This window comes from Streptomyces sp. NPDC085944, from assembly GCF_040686295.1.
Lineage (GTDB): Bacteria > Actinomycetota > Actinomycetes > Streptomycetales > Streptomycetaceae > Streptomyces > Streptomyces salinarius.
This window is the reverse complement of sequence record NZ_JBFBJX010000013.1, coordinates 75,569-94,062: the sequence shown is the minus strand read 5'-3', so window position 1 is coordinate 94,062 and position 18,494 is coordinate 75,569. Positions and strand designations below refer to the sequence as shown.

At 72.3% G+C, this 18,494-nt stretch carries 14 protein-coding genes and 4 pseudogenes; 11 read left to right on the top strand and 7 right to left on the bottom strand.

The window, feature by feature from the left end; translation table 11 throughout:
* Nucleotides 1-8: 8 nt before the first annotated feature.
* The 3 genes from AB0P07_RS24930 to AB0P07_RS24920 all read right to left on the bottom strand — a co-directional run bounded on the left by AB0P07_RS24930 (nt 9) and on the right by AB0P07_RS24920 (nt 5,098).
* Nucleotides 9-3,026 carry a family 16 glycoside hydrolase gene (locus tag AB0P07_RS24930; RefSeq protein WP_365554166.1) on the bottom strand — a complete coding sequence of 1,006 codons (3,018 nt, stop codon included), beginning with the start codon at nt 3,024-3,026 and terminating at the stop codon, nt 9-11.
* A 143-nt stretch (nt 3,027-3,169) separates the two neighbouring features.
* The gene (locus AB0P07_RS24925) at nt 3,170-4,489 is read right to left on the bottom strand and encodes a DEAD/DEAH box helicase (protein ID WP_365554163.1); all 1,320 of its coding nucleotides are present in this window, start codon (nt 4,487-4,489) and stop codon (nt 3,170-3,172) included.
* 174 nt (nt 4,490-4,663) lie between these two features.
* Nucleotides 4,664-5,098, bottom strand: a complete 435-nt coding sequence (locus AB0P07_RS24920; RefSeq protein ID WP_365554160.1) for a PGPGW domain-containing protein — start codon at nt 5,096-5,098, stop codon at nt 4,664-4,666.
* A gap of 263 nt (nt 5,099-5,361) precedes the next feature.
* Here AB0P07_RS24920 and AB0P07_RS24915 point away from each other — a divergent pair, with 263 nt between their 5' ends.
* Together AB0P07_RS24915 and AB0P07_RS24910 are read left to right on the top strand one after the other, a co-directional pair.
* The gene (locus AB0P07_RS24915) at nt 5,362-7,227 is read left to right on the top strand and encodes a CocE/NonD family hydrolase (RefSeq protein ID WP_365554157.1); all 1,866 of its coding nucleotides are present in this window, start codon (nt 5,362-5,364) and stop codon (nt 7,225-7,227) included.
* 38 nt (nt 7,228-7,265) lie between these two features.
* Complete coding sequence (locus tag AB0P07_RS24910) at nt 7,266-7,505, top strand: DUF5302 domain-containing protein (RefSeq protein WP_102930446.1); 240 nt, start codon at nt 7,266-7,268, stop codon at nt 7,503-7,505.
* Nucleotides 7,506-7,594: 89 nt separating this feature from the next.
* On the opposite strand, the pseudogene AB0P07_RS24905 reads toward AB0P07_RS24910, so the two are convergent.
* Nucleotides 7,595-7,834: pseudogene (locus AB0P07_RS24905) on the bottom strand (methionyl-tRNA formyltransferase); the annotation flags it as partial.
* Between the two features lie 37 nt (nt 7,835-7,871).
* Here AB0P07_RS24905 and AB0P07_RS24900 point away from each other — a divergent pair.
* A complete protein-coding gene (locus AB0P07_RS24900) occupies nt 7,872-8,147 on the top strand; it encodes a hypothetical protein (RefSeq protein WP_365554596.1) in 276 nt (91 codons plus the stop codon).
* A gap of 263 nt (nt 8,148-8,410) precedes the next feature.
* Here the strand turns inward: AB0P07_RS24900 and AB0P07_RS24895 are convergent.
* Nucleotides 8,411-9,383, bottom strand: a pseudogene (locus tag AB0P07_RS24895) (alpha/beta hydrolase-fold protein).
* Between AB0P07_RS24895 and AB0P07_RS24890 the strand changes: the two are divergent.
* The 5 genes and pseudogenes from AB0P07_RS24890 to AB0P07_RS24870 form a co-directional block, all read left to right on the top strand.
* Nucleotides 9,277-9,588 (top strand): hypothetical protein, encoded by a 312-nt coding sequence (locus AB0P07_RS24890; RefSeq protein WP_365554154.1) that lies wholly within the window; start codon nt 9,277-9,279, stop codon nt 9,586-9,588. The pseudogene AB0P07_RS24895 and the gene AB0P07_RS24890 overlap by 107 nt on opposite strands.
* A gap of 92 nt (nt 9,589-9,680) precedes the next feature.
* Nucleotides 9,681-10,883: a S1 family peptidase gene (locus tag AB0P07_RS24885; protein WP_365554152.1), complete on the top strand. Its 1,203-nt coding sequence runs from the start codon at nt 9,681-9,683 to the stop codon at nt 10,881-10,883.
* A gap of 158 nt (nt 10,884-11,041) precedes the next feature.
* Nucleotides 11,042-12,037, top strand: a complete 996-nt coding sequence (locus tag AB0P07_RS24880) for a hypothetical protein (RefSeq protein ID WP_365554149.1) — start codon at nt 11,042-11,044, stop codon at nt 12,035-12,037.
* 44 nt (nt 12,038-12,081) lie between these two features.
* Nucleotides 12,082-12,612: an ATP-binding protein gene (locus tag AB0P07_RS24875; protein WP_365554146.1), complete on the top strand. Its 531-nt coding sequence runs from the start codon at nt 12,082-12,084 to the stop codon at nt 12,610-12,612.
* A 19-nt stretch (nt 12,613-12,631) separates the two neighbouring features.
* Nucleotides 12,632-13,589, top strand: a pseudogene (locus AB0P07_RS24870) (FAD-dependent monooxygenase); the annotation flags it as partial.
* 116 nt (nt 13,590-13,705) lie between these two features.
* Here AB0P07_RS24870 and AB0P07_RS24865 read toward each other — a convergent pair.
* The gene (locus tag AB0P07_RS24865; protein WP_365554143.1) at nt 13,706-14,224 is read right to left on the bottom strand and encodes a lytic polysaccharide monooxygenase auxiliary activity family 9 protein; all 519 of its coding nucleotides are present in this window, start codon (nt 14,222-14,224) and stop codon (nt 13,706-13,708) included.
* A gap of 219 nt (nt 14,225-14,443) precedes the next feature.
* Between AB0P07_RS24865 and AB0P07_RS24860 the strand changes: the two are divergent.
* Both AB0P07_RS24860 and AB0P07_RS24855 read left to right on the top strand, forming a co-directional pair.
* Nucleotides 14,444-14,818, top strand: a pseudogene (locus tag AB0P07_RS24860) (inositol monophosphatase family protein); the annotation flags it as partial.
* A 195-nt stretch (nt 14,819-15,013) separates the two neighbouring features.
* Nucleotides 15,014-16,105 (top strand): ferritin-like protein, encoded by a 1,092-nt coding sequence (locus tag AB0P07_RS24855; RefSeq protein ID WP_365554140.1) that lies wholly within the window; start codon nt 15,014-15,016, stop codon nt 16,103-16,105.
* 48 nt (nt 16,106-16,153) lie between these two features.
* Here AB0P07_RS24855 and AB0P07_RS24850 read toward each other — a convergent pair whose 3' ends face one another.
* On the bottom strand, nt 16,154-17,659 hold the full coding sequence (locus tag AB0P07_RS24850; RefSeq protein ID WP_365554137.1) for a SulP family inorganic anion transporter: 1,506 nt from the start codon (nt 17,657-17,659) through the stop codon (nt 16,154-16,156).
* Nucleotides 17,660-18,054: 395 nt separating this feature from the next.
* Here AB0P07_RS24850 and AB0P07_RS24845 point away from each other — a divergent pair, with 395 nt between their 5' ends.
* On the top strand, nt 18,055-18,462 hold the full coding sequence (locus AB0P07_RS24845; protein ID WP_186779130.1) for a MerR family transcriptional regulator: 408 nt from the start codon (nt 18,055-18,057) through the stop codon (nt 18,460-18,462).
* The last annotated feature ends 32 nt before the right edge of the window (nt 18,463-18,494 follow it).

The following is an 18,494-nucleotide window of genomic DNA, read 5'->3' as shown; positions in this document are numbered from 1 at the left end:
GGCGTGGGTCAGTGCAGCGGTTCGATCCGGATGTCGCGGAACCGGACCTTGTTGCCGTGGTCCTGGAGCCGGATCGCTCCGGCGGCCGGACTCTCGGCCCGGCCCGCCGCGGTGGGCCCGTCGAGCGCGACGTCGTCGTGGACGGTCCGGCCGTTCCACACCACCGTCACCCGCGCGTCGGCGGTCTTGGCGCCGTTCTCGTCGAAGCGGGCGGCACGGAAGACGATGTCGTAGGTCTGCCAGGTCTCCGGGGCCGTCGCCGCGTTCGTGTCGGGTGCCTTCTTCAGATAGATCGCCCCGGCCTCGTCGGTGTCCGGGGTGGTGTCTCCGTAGGAGTCGAGGATCTGCAGCTCGTAGCGGTCCTGGAGGTAGATGCCACTGTTGCCGCGGTCCTGGCCGGTCACGTCGTCCGGCAGCAGCGGCACCCGGAACTCCACGTGCAGCCTGAAGTCCTGGTAGGCGTCCTTGGTGCGGATGTCGCCGCAGCACACCTCCATCGACCGCTCCTCGGCCGGCGGCCAGGCCACCTTCCGTCCGTCCGTGTGCTGCCACTGCTCCTGCGAGGCGGCGGTGCCGTCGAACAGGGCGACCCGGGCGCCTTGGCGGTGCACGGTGATCAGGTCGAGGTTGACGTGGCCGGTGTCGCCGGGGTCGTAGCGGTAGGACACCGTGTTGCGGCCGGCGCGCAGCCGCACGCTCTCGGTCCGCGTGGACCAGGTGTCCCAGTCCCCGGTCGAGGGCAGCACGCTCTGGCGCACCTTCTTTCCGTTGGCGTAGAGGGAGAGCGACTTGGTGCCTTCAAAGGGGTTCGGGCCGTTGGAGTAGCGCAGGTTCACGTCGTAGGTGCCGGGCCTCGGGACGGTCACGTCGAACGTCGTGGTGACGTCGCCCTCGGTGGCGTAGCGGTCGACGAACCCGCTGCCGGAGTAGCCGACGTGGTCGGTGTTGACGCCCGCCTTCCCCGTCAGCCGGGCCTCCTCGGCCTCGTACAGGGTGGGCGCGGGCGGCTGCTTGCCGGGCATCTCGTTGAGCGTGTACCAGGCCTCGGTGCTCCACAGCGTCTCGCCGGAGGCCGAGTCGAAGGGGCGCGGGGAGCGCACGTGCACGACGCGGTCCGGCTTCAGGCCGTCCAGCCGCAGCCGGACCGTGCGGCCGTCGTCCGAGAGCGTCGCGGACCGTACGGTCAGCTCCTCCTCGGCGATCTTCGGGCCGCCGTAGTCGGAGGTCGGCGTGTAGCGCCACTGCTCGGCCTCGTAGCCGGCCGCCAGGCCGGCGGCCGTCTCCTCGGACACCGGCTGGGTGTACGTCAGGTCGAAACCGCCCGGCACGGCCCGCATCTTCTGGACGTCGAAGGTGTCGCCGCCGTTCGGCGTCAGCTTCTGCAGACCGAACTTCAGCTTGCCCGCCTGGCCCCAGTTCCCGTCGGCGCCGAGACCACCGGTGTAGATCGCACCGTCGGGGCCCAGGGAGACCCGGTTGACGCCCGCCTCCAGGCCCTGCGTGTAGCGGAAGACGGCGCCCTGGTACTGGCCCTTCACCTTCTCCAGGTAGGCGCGCTGCAGCCCGCCGTAGGTGACGTCGCCGATCAGCATCTGGCCCGCGAACCTGCCCTTGGTGAGGTACAGCGGGGTGGAGGGCGAGTTGCCGATCTCGTTCTGCGGCAGCCACAGCACCGGCTCGGTGACGGGGGAGTCCTCGAAGGGCCCGGCGGGCTCGGTGTAGTGGTTGAAGAAGCGGTCCTGCTTGATCTGGACGAGCTTCGAGGCGGGCAGCCAGCCGCCCTGGTTGTCGGTGGCGAAGAGGCCGCCACCAGGACCCCAGCCGATGCCGTTCGGGGTGCGCAGCCCGCCCGCGATCGGCGTGATCTTCCCCGTCTTCTTGCTGACCTTGTACGTCGTCCCGCGGTTCGGCGCGGGCTGCGGGGTGGTGGTCGCGCCGCCGAGGTCGATGGCGACGGAGAGGTTCACGTAGAAGTAGCCGTCGCGGTAGAGCAGGCCGAACGCGAACTCGTGGAAGTTGCCGCCGTAGGGCCAGGTGGCGACCGTGCGGTACTCGTCGGTCACGTCGTCGCCGTCGCGGTCGACGAGCCGGGTCAGCTCGTGCTTCTGCGAGACGTAGAGCGAACCGTCGACGTACTTGATTCCCATGGGCTCGCGCAGCCCGCTCGCCACCTTCTCCACGGTCACCTGGTCGCGACCGGTGTCACCGGTGACGTTGTCCAGGAGGTACACCTCTCCGGCAACGTTGCCGGTGCCGCCCCAGGTGCTGATCGCCAGGCGGCCGTCGGGCAGCCAGTCCATGCCGGTCACCTGCGGTTCGAAGCCCTCGGGGCGCAGGTCGGTGAGGTCGAGGTCGGGGCGCACGGAGGTGAGCGGCAGACCGTCGCCGGGGGTGTCGCGCCCGGCCTCGCACTCCTTGCGGCCCGGCGCCGTCACCCGCACGACCCCGGCGTCGGTGCTCAGCGCCTCGGTGGGTACGACGGTGAACGCGCTCTCGCCCGGCGGTATCCAGGACAGCTGGAGCTGCTGGCCGCCGCCGCGGTCGAAGTGCTCGATGCGCAGCGGGTGCGCGCCCGCGGTGAGTTCGACCGTGCCGTCCTTGGGCTCCGCGCCGTGCAGTCCGTCGTGGTCGATCACCGTGGCGCCGTCCAGGGTCAGCCGGGAGCCGTCGTCGCTGACCAGCCGGAACACATAGGTGCCGTCGCGAGGGGCGGTCAGGTAACCGGACGCCTCGGAGACGAAGTTGTCGGCGACGCCGCCGAAGTCGGCCGTGGTGGACCAGTCGACCGTCGGCATCAGCTTGTCGTGGTTGGGGGTCTGGCCCGCCTTGAGGGTGCACAGTTCGTCGAGGGGCGTCTGGACGTCGAACACGCGCAGCGTGACGCCGGGTTCCTGCGGCGGGATGTCGGCGGGGGCCGCCGGGGAGGCCGAGGCCGCCGGAGCCGCCCAGACACCGCCGATCGAGACGGCCGACGTCAGCAGGAGGATGAGGTGTCTTCGGACACGCGATAACAGCCGTTGGCGCATTGGTCCTCCGGAAGGTGGGGACCGGACCGTGCCGGAAATCGCTCCGGTCTTGTGCGGTGGGACGGGTGTTCCGCCGTCAAGGTAGGAGACTTCCGCTTGACATGTCCATACTTTGTCATCGGTGTGTTCAAAGTTCCGGACGGTCAGCGGCCCCTGCGCACCCGGGCCGCCGCGCGGGCCTCCGCCGCCTTGCGTGCCTCGGACGCCTTGCGCGATCCCTTGGCGGCACGGCCCGGGCGGGTGCCCATCCCGCGGAAGGGCGCGTTTGCGGCCTCCTTGTCCCGGCCGGCCGGCGGGCGCTTGGCGCCGGTGAGGTCCGTGAGCTTCTGCTCGCCGGAGCGCACGGGCGTGACCGTCGGCCGGATCCCGGCCTCGGACATCATCCGGTTCACCTCGCGCCGCTGGTCGGGAGTGACGAGCGTGACCACGCTCCCCGCCCGGCCGGCGCGCGCCGTGCGTCCGCCGCGATGCGTGTAGTCCTTGGCCTCGGCCGGCGGATCGACGTTGACGACCAGGTCGAGATCGTCGACGTGGATGCCCCGCGCCGCGACGTTGGTGGCCACCAGCACGGTGACCCCGCCCTCCGCGAACCGGGCGAGGGTGTGGGTGCGCTGCGGCTGCGACTTCCCGCTGTGCAGGGCGGCCGCGGACACCCCGGCGGCGCGCAGGTGCCGGGTGAAGCGGTCGACGCCGGCCTTGGTGTCGAGGAACATCAGCACCCGGCCGTCGCGGGCGGCGATCTCGGTCGCGGTCGCGTACTTGTCGGCGGGGTGGACGAGCAGTACGTGGTGCTCCATCGTCGTCACCGATGCCGACGCCGGGTCGACCGAGACGAGGACCGGGCCGTGGAGGTGGTCGCGCACCAACTGGTCGACGTCGTGGTCGAGGGTGGCCGAGAACAGCAGCCGCTGGCCGTCGGAGGGCACCTGGTCGAGGATGCCGGAGACCTGGGGCAGGAAACCCATGTCGCACATCTGGTCCGCCTCGTCCAGCACCGTGATCCGCACGCGGTTCAGGTGGCAGTCCCGGCGGGTCACCAGATCGGCCAGCCGTCCGGGCGTCGCGACGACCACTTCGACGCCGGCGCGCAGCGCCTCCACCTGCCGGTTGATCGACAGACCGCCGACGACCGTGGTCAGACGCACGTCCAGGGCCCGCGCGTACGGCGTCAGCGCCTCGCTCACCTGCTGGGCCAGTTCCCGGGTCGACACCAGGACGAGGGCAAGAGGCCGCTTCGACTCCGCGCGCCGGCCGGCGGTCCTGGTGAGCAGGGCCAGCCCGAAGGCCAGCGTCTTGCCGGACCCGGTCCGCGCCCGGCCCAGGACGTCCCGCCCGGCCAGCGCGTCGGGCAGGGTCGCCGCCTGGATCGGGAACGGCTCCGTCACCCCGAGGCCGGTCATCGTCTTCACCAGCGCCGGTGGCAGCCCGAGGGCGTCGAAGGATGCGGTCGGCTTCGCGTTCATGGGGGACCTTTCTGATCAGCCGCCCGGAACGCGCCCGGGTCCGTACCCCTCGGTACGGACCCGGGCGCCTCAAAGCGTGGCGCCATTTTACCAGCGCGGGCCCCGGGGCCGGTTTCACCGGCGGGGGCCCGGCCCCGGGGCCGCGCCGGCTGCGCCGAGCACCGTCCCGACGGCTCAGCGCGCTCCTTCCGACTCCGGGGTTGAGCCGCGTCGCGCCGCCTGAACGCGGCGGTGGCTCCACACGAGCAGGGCGAACAGTACGAAGCCGGAGATGACCAGGCTCGCCCCGGTCGCCCACCCGGAGTACGGCAGCTCGGAAACGAGGCCCCACACCACCCCGGCGGCCAGGAGGAACAGTCCCACCAGCACCGAGCCCGCGATGCGCCACCCGGAGGCGACGCTCTCCTCCGCCGCGCGCATCGCCCGGACGCGGACCGGGGCCACGAACCGGTTCAGGGCCGGAACGGCGCGCGCCAGCAGCACCACCCCGGCGAACACGAGCAGCAGGCCCGGCCCGGGCAGCACCAGCAGGGCGACGCCGATCAGCAGCAGGACGGCCCCGAGGACGCCGAGGGCGGTCCGCCGGATCGACTCGACACCCCGCGCCATGGCGCCCCACTCTCCTGCGGTCGGGAAAGGACTCCGCTTCCGTCGGCGTGCCCAACCTTAGGCAGCAATCGGACCGGGGGCGATTCCGGCGCGGACCCGCAGCCGGGGCCCCGCGAGGTGTCCCTGGGCCGTTCCGCCCGGCCTGTCCGTCAATGCCCCCTGCGCAAGGGGCAGTTGTGGGCACGCCCCATCGACGTGCGGGGACTTCGCTGCTAGACCTGCACCACCCGTACCACCTGCACCCGCCTTACAAGGAGGAGCAAGTGAGACCACGTCGCGCGGCCGTGCGAACCGCATCGGCACTCGTCGCCGCCCTCGCCCTGACCGCCGTACTCGGCGGCCCCGCCGTCGCGGCGCACGAGGCGGAGGCCGGGCCGGCCGCCACCGGGACCGGCCCCGTCACGCACGAGCAGAACGACCGCGTTCCGCAGGGCTCGGTCTGGACCCAGCACTACTTCCCGTCCTCCGACCGCTCCGGCACCCGCCTCCACGCCGACGTCCTGCTGCCCGAGGGGCTGAAGCGGAAGGAGAAGGTGCCGGTCATCCTGTCGATCGGCCCGTACTTCGCCCACGCGGGCCAGACCGGCCCCGAGGGCTGGACCCACACCGGGCCCTCCGCCCGCTTCCAGGACTTCATCGAGGGCACCGACCTGTTCGACCGGGGCTACGCCTTCGTCATGGTGGACCTGCGCGGCTTCGGCGGCTCCACCGGCTGCCTGGACTGGGGCGGGCCCGGCGAACAGGCCGACGTGAAGGCCGCGATCGACTGGGCGGCGAAGCAGCCGTGGTCCACCGGCGCGGTCGGCATGTACGGCAAGTCGTACGACGCCGTCACCGGCCTCATCGGCAACAACCTGGACCAGCGCGCGCTCAAGGCCGTCGTGGCCCAGGAGCCCCTGTGGGACATGTACCAGTACATCTACTCCAACGGGGTGCCCCGCCCGAACGTGACCGGGACCGCCGGCGCGTACAACTCCATCGCTTCGATGCCCCCGATGGCGGACGACGATTCCCGGTACCGCGCCGCCGCGCGCTACGAGGAGAGCCACCCGGAGTGCCTGACCGAGAACTCGGCCGGCTACCGGATAGCCGACCAGTCGGACGAGCACTGGACCTCCCGCGACCTGGCGAGGATGGCCAGGGGCAGCGACACCCCGCTCTTCGTCACGCAGGGCTTCATCGAGAACAACACCAAGCCCGAGGAGATGGAGGAGTACCTCGACAACCACCGCGGCCCCGAGCGCGGGTGGCTGGGCCAGTGGGACCACGTGCGCGGCGGCGACCGCGTCGAGGACGGACGTCTGGCCATGGGCCGTGAGGGCTGGTACGAGGAGACTTTGTCCTTCTACGACCAGTATCTGAAGGGCGTCAGGCCGACCGTGCGATACCCGGCCTACGCCGTCGAGGACTCCACCGGCGCCTGGCGGGCCCAGCGCAGGTGGCCCGTCGGCGAGCGGTCGGTCACCGTACCGCTCGGCGGCGGCTCCTACGTGGACGACGGCGGAGCGTCCGCCCGCGCGGCCCTGACCGCGTCCGGAGGCCCGGCACCGAAGGCACCGCCGCAGCCGACCGGCGAGTGGGACATGGAGAACGCGCCCGCGACCGAGCAGCGGACCCCGCCCGGGCTGGCCGCGGAAGCGGCGAAGCGGCAGCGCGCCGGTGAGGTCGCCTCCAGCTTCTTCGTCTGGTCGAAGCCGCTGCGGAAGGACACCCGCGTCACCGGAACCCCGCAGGTGTCCCTGACGGCCCGCGGCGAGGGCAACGTCATGCTCAAGCTGTACGACGTCGCCCCGGACGGCACCGCCGTCATGTTCGACGAGCAGGTCTCCCTGGTGAAGTCCGGCCGGATGAGCCTCGACCTGAAGGCGACCGACTGGACCCTGGCCGCCGGGCACGTCCTGGCCGTGGAGATCGGCTCCATCCAGACCGGCTCCTGGCGCGACACGCCGTCCGGCGAAACCGTCGAGGTGAGGGGAGCGAAGCTGCGGCTCGCCCTGGACGACCCGGCCGACGACGTCGCCACCCCCGGCGACCGGTCGCCGTACCTGGACACGTACCTGCGCCAGTACACGGTGAACCTGCCGGCCGGCCCGGGCACATTCTCGGTGGTTCCGCGCGGCCGGTCGTGACAAGCTGTGCTCCTGTTGTCCGAGCCCAGGAGGTCGTCATGACGGAAGAGTCTTCACCGCAGGCAGGTTCGGAACCGGCGGAGGGCGAGGGCGCCACCCTGACGCCGGGCGCCGACGGTCAGTACGACCTGAAGGACAAGTTCCGGCAGGCACTGGAGCGCAAGCGCGGCAAGCAGGCGGAGGCCGCGGCCCTCGCCGCCACCTCCGACGTGGCGAAGATCCGGGGCGCCCACGGCCCCGCCGCCAGTCAGCGCTCGTTCCGGCGCAAGAGCGGCTGAGGCCGCGCACGACCGCAGCACACAGGGCCCGGCCGTGGCAGCACGGCCGGGCCCTGTGCGCGGCGAAAGCCGGGGACCGGCCGGGGAGTTCAGGGGCGGGCGGTCAGATAGCCGCCCATGGAGGTGAAGTACTCCGGCGCGGCCGACTCCCGTCCGTCCTGCGTGCGCACCCGCGTGACGGCGAGGCCGTGATCGCGGCCCCGGCGCGCGTCGGCCCCGGCGACGATCACCACCCCCTCGCCCTCGCGGTAGAAGATGCGGCCGGGCGTACCGCCGTAGCGGCCCTCGGAAACGACGGCGGCGAGGGTTTCGAGCCGCCTGCCCTGGTGCTTCGTCGCCTGCCCCTTCGGTGCCCCGGGCGAGCGCATGTACCGCACCGGGGACCTGGTGGCACGGCGCCAGGACGGGAACCTGACCTACCTCGGCCGCAACGCGGTGCTCGCCGCCGCCGTGACCCTCACCGCGGGATGGCTCGCCTTCGAGGGACGGATCAACATCGGTGAACTGATCATGGCCGTGGGCCTCGCGCAGTTCATCATGGAACCGCCGACTGGGTGCTCGTCCTGGACGACGGCGTCGTCACCGCCGAGGACACGCACCGGGGCTTGCCGGCCACCGACGAGCAGTACCGCCTGGCAGTGACCGGATGACCGGCCGGCCCGTTGACCGGGTGCCCCGGCGCCGGATGTTTGGTCCGGCGCCGACAGGAAAGGGGCTCTGTGATCACCGGAGGTGACAATCCGGTGCAAAGCGTGTGGAAACCCGACCGCAAGGAGGTATCGATGTCCTCGAAACGACGTCGCAAGAAGAAGGCCCGCCGCAAGAACGGCGCCAACCACGGCAAGCGTCCCCAGAGCTGAGGACGTCCCGGCGTCGGGGGTGGGCGGCAGCCGTGCCGCCCACCCTCACGTTCCGGCCGCGCCGTCCGGCGCCAGTACCCAGGCCACGTCCCGCAGGAGCGCCTGCCGCCAGCCCGCCCTGTCGTGGCCCGACGCCGACCTGGAGACCCGCACGGTCGCACCGGCCCGCCCGGTGAGGTCCTCCACCCGAGCGCAGTGCGGGAGCATCCGCCCCTCGTGCTCGACCACGGCGAAGGCCACCCGCAGCCCGGACAGATCGGGGCGCCCGCGCAGCCGGGCCGCGAGGGTACCGCCGAGCGGGCCGCCCAGCGGGTCCGCCAGGTCCACGGCCTCCGGGGTCCACCACACCGACGGCGACTGGCAGGCCACCCGCGACACCGGACCGGGGAACTCCAAGGCCGCGTAGAGCGCGCTCAGCCCGCCCAGACTCTGCCCCGCGACCACGAGTCGGTCCGCGTCGGCGGGCACACCGCTCTCCGCGACGAGGGGCGGCAACTCGTCCCGCACCGCCTCCCACAGCTCGGGGCGGCAACCGAACTGGGCCGCGCGGTCCCTGGCGGGCAGGAACACCAGCGTGACCGACGGCGTCTCACCGCTCGCGACGGCCAAGTCGAACGCGGTCGCGGCCGGGTGCAGATACAACCAGTCGTCCCCTTCGAGCAGCAGCACCGACGGTCCGCCCCCGCCCGCCGGGTGGACCCGCACGGTACGCCGCCCACCGAGTTGGCTCGTCCGGCGCAGCCGGGTGCGGGGGAGGGGCAGGACATCGTCGGGGCCGACCGCCGGCCAGTGCGGCTGGGGCGGCGCGTCCGGGGTCGCGGCCACGGACCGCCCGCCCCGGCCGGGTTGCACGGGTCGGCGTACGCGGCGTCGCCCACCAGGAACCGGTACGTCACCCGCAGCGGGTCGGCATGCGCACCAGCGCGTACCAGCAGTCCGTGGCACCCCAACGGCGCAGCGGCACCGGCTCCGACCAGTTCTCGAAGCCGACGGCCGCCGCCTCGGACCCGCGCCGCAGGAAACTGGACGGACCTGCGCCCCCGTTCCCTGGCCGAATCCGCCGATTCCTGACCGGCACCGCCCGCGCCGCCCATTCCCGGCCATTTCCGCTTCCGTGCAATGCGTCTGACGGGGCGTCGGGCAATTACCCGCAGAAACAGAATTCCGCGGTTCTGTTAATTTTTGCGCTGCTCACCGATCTTGTCATGGGCGCGCCCGACTAGGAAAGTTCTCCATGCGGACAGGGCCTTCTCTGCTCTCGATCCGCACTTCCCCCACAAGCCGTCGCAGGCGGCTGTCCGGAAATGGAGAAATCATGCTTCGTCTACGCGCGATCATGGCGTCGGGTGCCGCCGCGGCGGCGCTGGTCGTCTCCTCGGGCGCGGTCTCGGCACACGGCACCACCGGGGCGGACTCGCCCGCGTCCGGCGGAAGTCACCAGGCGCAGATGGTGCGCGCTCTCGGCGACTCGCTGGGGATCAGCGACGCGAGCGCCGCCCGGCGACTCGACTCGCAGGCCCGTCAGCAGTCGGTGCTCGCCGCCCTGCGTTCCTCCGGCGTCGACCCGCGCGGGGCCTTCTTCGACGGCGACGGCCGCTTGACGGTGAACGTCACCGACGCCAGCACGGCCCGTGAGGTGGAGGCCGCCGGGCTCGAAGCACGCATAGCACGGCACAGCGCCCGCGAACTGGACGCCGTCAAGGAGGCGCTCGACAAGGCCGCGAAGCAGGAACTGCCCACCGGCGTCCAGGGGTGGGGTGTCGACCCCGTGCAGAACAAGGTGGTCGTCCAGGTGCGCGGCACGGCGACGGCGGCCGACCGGGAGTTTCTGAACAGGGCCGCGTCCTACGGGTCCGCGGTCGCCGTACAGGACAGCGACGGCAAGGCCGTCTCGATGGCCGGCACCATCTACCCCGGCAGCCGGATGGACTACGGCAACCACTACTGCTCGGTCGGCTACGGCGCCCGGGACTCGTCGGGCCGGCAGGTCCTGGTCACCGCCGGACACTGTGTCGAGAACCTGCCCGACCTGTACTACGACGGCTCGCACTTCGCCAAGGGCACCACCACCCGGTTCCACCACGGGCGCAGCAGCATCGACATGGGCCTCGCCTCGGTCGACGCCGGCACGACCGTCGCGCCCCGGGTCGGCACGTGGAACAACGGCGGCGCCATCGCCGTCGAGGGCAGCCGGCGGGCGCCGGTCGGGTCCGACGTCTGCAAGTCCGGCGCCACCTCCGGCTGGACCTGCGGCTCCATCAAGGCCTACGACTACTCGGTGACGTACACCGACCCCGGGCAGCCGGCCACCCTCGTGACCAACCTCGGGCTGAGCAACGCCTGCGACCTGGGCGGGGACAGCGGCGGCCCCTGGATCTCCGGCAACCAGGGCCAGGGCCTGACCTCGGGCGGCCTGACCGACAACCGGTGCAACGGCGTCTACGGGCAGGGCACCTCGTACTTCCAGCCGCTGGACGACGCACTGCGGTACTACGGCCTGAGCCTGAACACCGCCTGACCGACCGCAGTCCGCGCCCGGCGCGACGCTCTCCCCAGGCGCCGCGCCGGGCCGGTGGACCGCCCGTACCCTGTGGTGGTCCACGACGGCAGGGCAGCCCCGCTCACCGGCGGCGGCAGCCCTGCCGGCCCCCTGGCAGAACCGTTCGGGAGCCGTCGATGAACCAGCGGGACGATCGGCCGGAGACAGACCGGCCCGAGGAGGCGCGGCGCGCGGACGAACTCACCTTCGGCGAGGCCCTCCACCGGGCGCTGAAGGTGCGCGGACTGTCCCTGCAGCGTCTGCACCACCACCTCGGCGAACGCGGCCTCTCGGTGAGTCCGGTGACCTTGAGCCACTGGCAGCGGGGCCGCAGTCAGCCCGAGCGCCGGCAGTCCCTGCGGGCGGTGGCGGAGATCGAGGTCATCCTGAACCTGGCGCCGGGAACGCTGCAGACACTGCTGGCCCACCGGCGCCCGCGCGGGAGGGCGCTCGCCCCGACGAACCGTGTGCCGGACGCCCTCTCGCGCGTCCTGAGCCCCGGCGCGCCGCTCGAGCGGGCCCTGGGAGTGGACGCCTACCGGTTCAACGAGAACCTCCTCACCCTCTCCGTGTCGGAGACCGTGCACCTCGACGACCGCGGGTGCATCGAGCGCTACACGGTCAACCACGTGGTGCGCGCCACCCGTGACGACGTGCGGCATCTGACGGCCCACCACAACCTGGACGATCCCGGCACGCCCTCCGTGCAGGTGACCGTCAACTGCGGGCGCCTGGAGGCGCTGTGCTTCCGTCAGGAAGTCAGTTCCGCGGTATTCGACGTCGGATTCGGACGGGCCCTTCGGCGCGGCGAAACCGCGATCATCGACTACACCCTCGACATCGGCCCGCGGTGCACACCCTCGAACCATCACGAGCGCACCCTGCCCGTTCCGGTCCGGCAGTATCTCCTGCACGTCTTCTTCCATCCCCGGCACCTTCCGTCGGCCGTGCACGGGTACTACCGCAACAACTCGGAAGCGGAGCGGGTGGAGATCCGCCCGCTCGGCCTGGACGCGTCCCACAGCGTCCACATACTGCCCGCGAAATGCCAGGCCGGAATTTACGGAATCGCCTGGGGCCGGCGGGAGGACGCCGGGCCCCACGTGCGGCCACTGCAGCCCTCAGCCGACTGACGCCTACCGTCGACGACGGTCCGCGTCCCCGCCGGGAGACACCGATGCTTCGATCCCGCTTCCCCCTGGAAGCCACCCCCGCCACCGTCCGCGCCGCGCGCAGGAGGATCGCCGCCACCGTGCGGTCGTGGGGCGTCCCGCTCTCCGAGGACCAGCGCGTACGTCTCGAACTGGTGGCCTCGGAACTGCTGACCAACGGCCTGCTGCACGCGGGGGGACGGCTGGCCGTGGAGGTCGTCCTGGACGAGCACCTCCTCGTCGTCGAGGTGTCCGACAGGAACCCGGCCCTGCCCCGGCGGCGCCGTGCGGACCCCGATGCCGAAGGGGGACGCGGGCTCGCCGTCCTCGACGGTCTCTGCGTCCTGCGGGGCGCGGAGGGCACGGAGACCGGGAAGCGCTGCTTCGCGGTCGTGGACCTGAACGCCCCTGTCCGGCACGAGGGGGCGGTGCCGCTGGTCGCCCTCGCCCGCGACGACGCCGAGCACGAGCGGTGGTCGCTCACTCCGGCCGGGGTACGGCTGCTGGGAGCGCTGCTCCCGGGGCCGGAGCGACCGACCCGGTCGTGGACGGCGTAGCGCGGGATCCACCGGCCCACTTGCCAGGCTGGAGAGCCAGGAGGAGCGCCGTCTCGACACCAGGGGGCGACTCCTCGGCCACCGGCTGCCGGACGAGGGCGAGACGGCCCGCCCGGAGATCGACCGGGGCCAGCTGCGGGACCTCCTGCTGCGGTCGCTCGACGCCGGGACGGTGCGCTGGGGGCGCGCACTGAAGTCGGTGAGCGGTCCGGCCGACGGGCCGCGGACCCTGACGTTCACCGACGGCAGCACGGTGGAGACGGACCTCGTCGTCGGAGCGGACCGCGCCTTCTCCCGCGTCCGCGCGGCGGTGTCCGACGCCGTTCCGCGCTACACCGGGGTCGGATTCCTGGAGGCGTGGTTCGACGCCGTGGAATCCGCGCATCCGGAGCTGGCCGAACTGGTCGGCCGGGGCAGCGCCCACGTGGCCGACGGAGCAACGGGGGCTCTTCGCGCAGCGCACCAGCGGCGGCCACCTGCGCGTCTACCTCATGCGCCGAGTCCCGCAGGACTGGATGGCGGCGAGCGGCCTCCGCCCGGAGGTCACCGAGGGCATCCGGGCGCGGCTCCTCGCCGAGTACGCGGGCTGGTCGCCGAACATACTCCGCCTGCTCACCGAGAACGACGGCGCCTACGTCGACCGCCCGCTCTTCGCCCTGCCGGTGCCGCACACCTGGCGGCACACGCCGGGCGTGACCCTCCTGGGGGACGCCGCTCACCTGATGCCCCCGCTCGGCGTCGGAGTCAACCTGGCCATGCTCGACGCGGCGGAACTCGCGCTCGCCCTCGCTCGCTCGGCCACCGTCGACGACCCCGTGCGCACCTACGAGAAGACGATGCTCCCGCGCTCGGCCGAGATCGCGGGGATGCTGGAGGGCGGGGCGGGGTTCCTGCTGGAGGAGCCGGACGCCGAGGACCTCGCGCGCCACCCCCTCGCGGCCGAGCGGGCCGGTGGGCGCGAGGGGGCGGGCGGGTAGGGCAACGCCTGGCAGCTCCGGGCCGCCGTGGGTGTCTGGAGGCAGGGGGCGGCGGAGGGGGAGCGACCACGCACCGCGAGGGGCGTGGCCGCTCCCGGACTGCTCCGCCCGGCCCGTCAGCCGGCGACGTTGACGTCGATGCAGGCGTAGAACGCGTTGGAGGTGTCGGCGACGTTCCAGACGGCGAGGACCTTCTGCTGCCCGGTGAGCCCGCCGAAGTCGACCTGGTGGTTCACGACCGCGTCCGGCTTCGCGCCACCGTCGTCGAACAGCGCGATCCGCCGACCGCCGACGTAGTACTCCCAGGTGCTGGTGGCGTGCTGTGCGGTCAGCCGCCACGAGAAGGTCGTGGTCTTCGACACCGGGGTGACCTGCCACCCCTTGCTGTCGTCGTCCAGCTCCGCGAACCGGCTGTTGCCGCCGCTGCAGCTGGTCAGGCCCTTGGGGCCCTCGACGCTCTGGGGCTCGTACGTGATGTCGCCGCAGGACACCGTGCCCGCCGCGCACTGGGCCTGACGGCTCGGCGGGTCGGAGATGTAGCCGTGAGCGCTCGCCGAGGAGGCGGGCAGACTCACGGCCACGACGGGGGCGAGGGCCGCGCCGATGAGGGCAGCGGTCTTCCGGCGTGCGTGCATGGGGAACTCCTTCACTTCCTGCCGTCCCGGGGCCACGCGCGGCCGTGTGTGGGGGGCCGCGCGCATGCCGAGTACGGCCTCTCGTGGGTGGGGCCAGGAGGCGCGAAGGCGACGCGCACTCACCGTCCTCGCAGGGGTGGGGGGACCCCGGCAGGGCTCAACTCCGCAAACGGAGCGGTGAGTTCTGTTGGACTAGACCATACAAGCGGTCGGCGTGACCGTGTCAAGAGTGTGAACTTCGACCCGCCCTTCCCGGGTGCGCCCGCGTTCCGCGCGGTGGACCTGCTCGCCCACCCCGGGTTCCGGCGGGAGTTCCGGCCCCGGGCGGTGTCGACGGCACTGGCACTGGCCCGGGTCGCCGCCGGGAAGCGCGCCGCCTGTGTCACCGACGGCACCGGCCTCACCGAGAGCGTGCACTTCGCCGCGGGCATCGCGCTGTGCCGGGCGGCCGGCTGTGTCGTCACCGGAGTCGGCGGCGGCCCGGTCGGCCCCAGGGGTCGGGGCCTGGTGGCGGCGGCCGACGCGGAGCCCCACGGGCTGTTGCTGTCGCTGACACGTGAGCCACTCGGCGCCGGCCCCGAGCGGCGCGGATAGGGCCGACCGGGTAGAGGATGCCCCGTTCGGTGCCGCTCGCCCGGGAAACGGTCTCGGCGCTGCTAGTTTCGCCAGCCGTCGGACAAACGCGGACGTCTCGGTCAGAGGCGGGCATCGCTTGCAGAGGGAGTACGGGTGACTGGTGTGCGCGAGGAAGCGTCGGGGACGGGCGCCCCGTTCGGGCGAAGGACCTTCATGGCGTCGGCCGTCCTGACGGCAGCCGTACCCGTCACGGCCGCCGCACCCGCCTCGGCCGCCGCGCCCGTTCGGGCGGCCGGGCGACCCGAGGGCGCCGTGTCCGGCTGCCGGTCCGTGGCCCGGCTGCTCGCCGTCCCCCACGGCGGCCGCGGTGTCGACTGGCTGCGCGAGGCCCTGCAGGTCGCCGTGGCCCTCGAACTCGCCACGATCCCGCCCTACCTGTGCGGATGGTGGTCGGTGGGGGACCGCACCAGTCACGTCGCGCGCCTCATTCGGCGCATCATCGGCGACGAGATGTACCACATGGGCGTCGTCTGCAACCTGCTGGTGGCCGTGGGCGGCCGGCCGCGGATCACCGACGCGGCCCTCGCCTACCCGGGCCCGCTGCCCGGCGGGGTGCGCGACGGGGTGAACGTCTACCTCTCCGGCCTCAACAGGCCCTTCGTGCATGACGTGATGATGGCGATCGAAGCCCCCGAGGCGCCCCTCGCCCGCGGCTTGAACGGCTCGCCCAGCATCGGCCACTTCTACGACGACCTCATGAACGCCTTCCGGTCCGCGGCGCCCGAACTGTCGGCCCGGGGGCAGCTCTCCCAGCACATCGGCTCCGACGTCCTGGAACCCGTGACCGACCTCGACGGAGTCGAGCGGGCCATCGAGATCATCAAGGAACAGGGCGAGGGAACCACCAGTTCCCCCGAGGACGCCTTCGGGGACGACTACCCTGCCCACTACTACGCCTTCGGCGAGATCTACCACGGACGGCAACTGCGCCGGGAGCACGACGGCTGGCGGTTCATCGGCGCCCCCGTGCCCTTCCCCGACGCGCGCCCCATGGCACGGGTCCCGGCCGGCGGGTGGCCCGACCCGTCGGAGCGTGTCCAGGGCCTCCTCGACCGCTTCGACACCGCCTACGCCAAGGTGCTGAGCACACTCGAAGCGGCCTGGGCCGACGGCGAGGCACGCACCCTGCGCTCCGCCGTCCGGACCATGGGCGGGCTGGAGGCGCCCGCGCTCGAACTCATGGAGATCCCCGTCCCGGGAGCGCCTGGCACCTACGGCCCCCAGTTCCGGCCGCCGCACGCCTGACGCCTCTGCGCGGGACGCCTGTCCCACGCGTGACGACGGCCCCGGGGGTCAGTGGTTGCCGGTGAGGGTGCCGCCGAGCCTCTCGCGCATGACGGTGCTGTGCTCGTTGAGGCCGACGATCTCGGCCTGCTTGCCGCGCTGCGCGTACTTGGTCTCGATCGCGTCCAGGGCGGCGACGGACGAGGCGTCCCAGATGTGGGTGGCGGACAGGTCGATGACCACCCGGTCGGGGTCGCCGGCGTAGTCGAAGCGCGAGACCAGGTCGTTGCTGGAGGCGAAGAACAGCTCGCCGGTGACGGAGTAGACGACCTGGCCGCCGTCGGGGTCGGTGACCGAGGTGACGTCCGCCAGGTGGGCCACCCGCCTGGCGAAGACGACCATCGCGGTGACGGAGCCGACCACGACGCCGATGGCCAGGTTGCTGGTGGCCACCACGACCGCGACGGTGACCACCATGACGAGGATCTCGCCGGCCGGCATCCGCTTGAGCGTCCTCGGGGCGACGGAGTGCCAGTCGAACGTCGTGAACGACACCATCACCATCACCGCGACCAGGGCCGCCATCGGGATGTCGGACACGACCGGACCGAAGACGATGCACAGCACCATCAGGAACGAGCCCGCCAGGAACGTGGACAGGCGGGTACGCGCGCCGGACACCTTCACGTTGATCATCGTCTGGCCGATCATGGCGCATCCGCCCATGCCGCCGAAGAAGCCGGTGACGATGTTGGCGATGCCCTGCCCGATCGACTCGCGGGTCTTGTTGGAGTGGGTGTCCGTGATGTCGTCCACCAGCTTCGCCGTCATCAGCGACTCCATGAGCCCGACCAGCGCCATGGCGAGCGCGTACGGGGCGACGGTCGTCAGCGTGTCGAGGGTGAACGGCACGTCGGGCAGCCCCGGCACCGGCAGCGCGTGGGGCAGCTCCCCCTTGTCACCGACGGTCGGTACGGCGATGCCGGCCGCCACGGTGACGACGGTCAGGACGACGATGGAGACGAGCGGCGCGGGCACCACCCGGGTGATCCTCGGGAAGAGCACCATCAGCACCAGGCCGCCCGCGATCAGCGGGTAGACGGGCCAGGGCACGTCGGTCATCTCCGGCACCTGCGCCATGAAGATGAGGATGGCCAGGGCGTTGACGAAGCCGACCATCACCGAGCGCGGCACGAACCGCATCAGCCTGGCCACCCCGAGCGCGCCGAGCACCACTTGGAAGACACCGGCGAGGATGACCGCCGCGACGAGGTAGCCCAAGCCGTGCTCGCGGTTCAACGGGGCGATCACCAGGGCGACGGCACCGGTCGCCGCGGAGATCATCGCGCGGCGGCCGCCCACGATCGAGATGGTGACCGCCATGGTGAAGGCCGCGAACAGGCCGATCTCCGGGTCGACCCCGGCGATGATCGAGAACGAGATCGCCTCCGGGATCAGGGCCAGGGCGACGACGAGTCCGGCGAGGACCTCGGTGCGCCACACCTTCGGGTCGGAGATCCAGTCGGGCTTGAGGCCGCGCAGGCGCGCGGCGGGGGAGAGTGCGGGAGCAGACAAGAGGGAGGTACCTGTCGTGGTCGGGCACGCCCGGCAGCGAGGGGGCGTGCAGGGAAGCGCGAGGGCCGCGCGGTGGTGGACCGAGGGAGAAGAGCACGGCGCGCCGTCGGGAACGGCCGCCGGCTCAGGGGCGAAGCGTCACGGCGGGCAGACGGCGGTGCGGGGCATCATGGGCATGCGCTCGCACTCTCCTGCCGACGTCGGTCTTGGCCGGGGGCTTCCTCGGCCCCGGCAATGGCATGGTGGACCGGGTCTCCCGCATCGTGTCGGGTCTCCCGCACCATAGAGTGCCGAACGGCACAGCGGCCCGGCACCCGGGCAACTCTACCCTAACGTTACGGTAGAGATCCAAGCCGTCGCGGTGGCGGCGGGACGGACGACGAGGAAGGCGCAGCGTGAGCGGCGGGCACATGCAGATCGGCGAGGTGGCGGCCAGGACCGAGTTGTCGCTGCGCACGATCCGGCACTACGAGGAGACCGGCCTGGTCGTCCCCTCCGCCCGCTCACAGGGCGGCTTCCGTCTGTACACGGAGGCCGACGTCGCCCGCCTGATGGTCGTGCGCCGCATGAAGCCGCTCGGCTTCACCCTCGACGAGATGCGGGATCTGCTGGAGGCCACCGACCGTCTGGACCGAGGCGACGGCCCGCTGCCGGCCGACGAGCGCGAGCAGCTCCTGGAACGCGTCCGCGACTTCGAACGGGCGGCCCGGCAGCGGGTCGCCGACCTGCGGACCCAGCTGGCGCGGGCCGAGGAGTTCGCCGCGACGCTGGCCGACCGCCTGGAGAGCGCGACGGCTCCGTAGGCGCGACGGCCGCGCAGCCGCGTCGGCTCCCG

What these genes read in the sequence shown, in the direction of transcription:
- AB0P07_RS24930 (WP_365554166.1), bottom strand. Translation starts at nt 3,026, where the DNA reads ATGCGCCAACGGCTGTTATCGCGTGTCCGAAGACACCTCATCCTCCTG.
- AB0P07_RS24925 (WP_365554163.1), bottom strand. Translation starts at nt 4,489, where the DNA reads ATGAACGCGAAGCCGACCGCATCCTTCGACGCCCTCGGGCTGCCACCG.
- AB0P07_RS24920 (WP_365554160.1), bottom strand. Translation starts at nt 5,098, where the DNA reads ATGGCGCGGGGTGTCGAGTCGATCCGGCGGACCGCCCTCGGCGTCCTC.
- AB0P07_RS24910 (WP_102930446.1), top strand. Translation starts at nt 7,266, where the DNA reads ATGACGGAAGAGTCTTCACCGCAGGCAGGTTCGGAACCGGCGGAGGGC.
- AB0P07_RS24900 (WP_365554596.1), top strand. Translation starts at nt 7,872, where the DNA reads ATGTACCGCACCGGGGACCTGGTGGCACGGCGCCAGGACGGGAACCTG.
- AB0P07_RS24890 (WP_365554154.1), top strand. Translation starts at nt 9,277, where the DNA reads ATGCGCACCAGCGCGTACCAGCAGTCCGTGGCACCCCAACGGCGCAGC.
- AB0P07_RS24885 (WP_365554152.1), top strand. Translation starts at nt 9,681, where the DNA reads ATGCTTCGTCTACGCGCGATCATGGCGTCGGGTGCCGCCGCGGCGGCG.
- AB0P07_RS24880 (WP_365554149.1), top strand. Translation starts at nt 11,042, where the DNA reads ATGAACCAGCGGGACGATCGGCCGGAGACAGACCGGCCCGAGGAGGCG.
- AB0P07_RS24875 (WP_365554146.1), top strand. Translation starts at nt 12,082, where the DNA reads ATGCTTCGATCCCGCTTCCCCCTGGAAGCCACCCCCGCCACCGTCCGC.
- AB0P07_RS24865 (WP_365554143.1), bottom strand. Translation starts at nt 14,224, where the DNA reads ATGCACGCACGCCGGAAGACCGCTGCCCTCATCGGCGCGGCCCTCGCC.
- AB0P07_RS24855 (WP_365554140.1), top strand. Translation starts at nt 15,014, where the DNA reads ATGGCGTCGGCCGTCCTGACGGCAGCCGTACCCGTCACGGCCGCCGCA.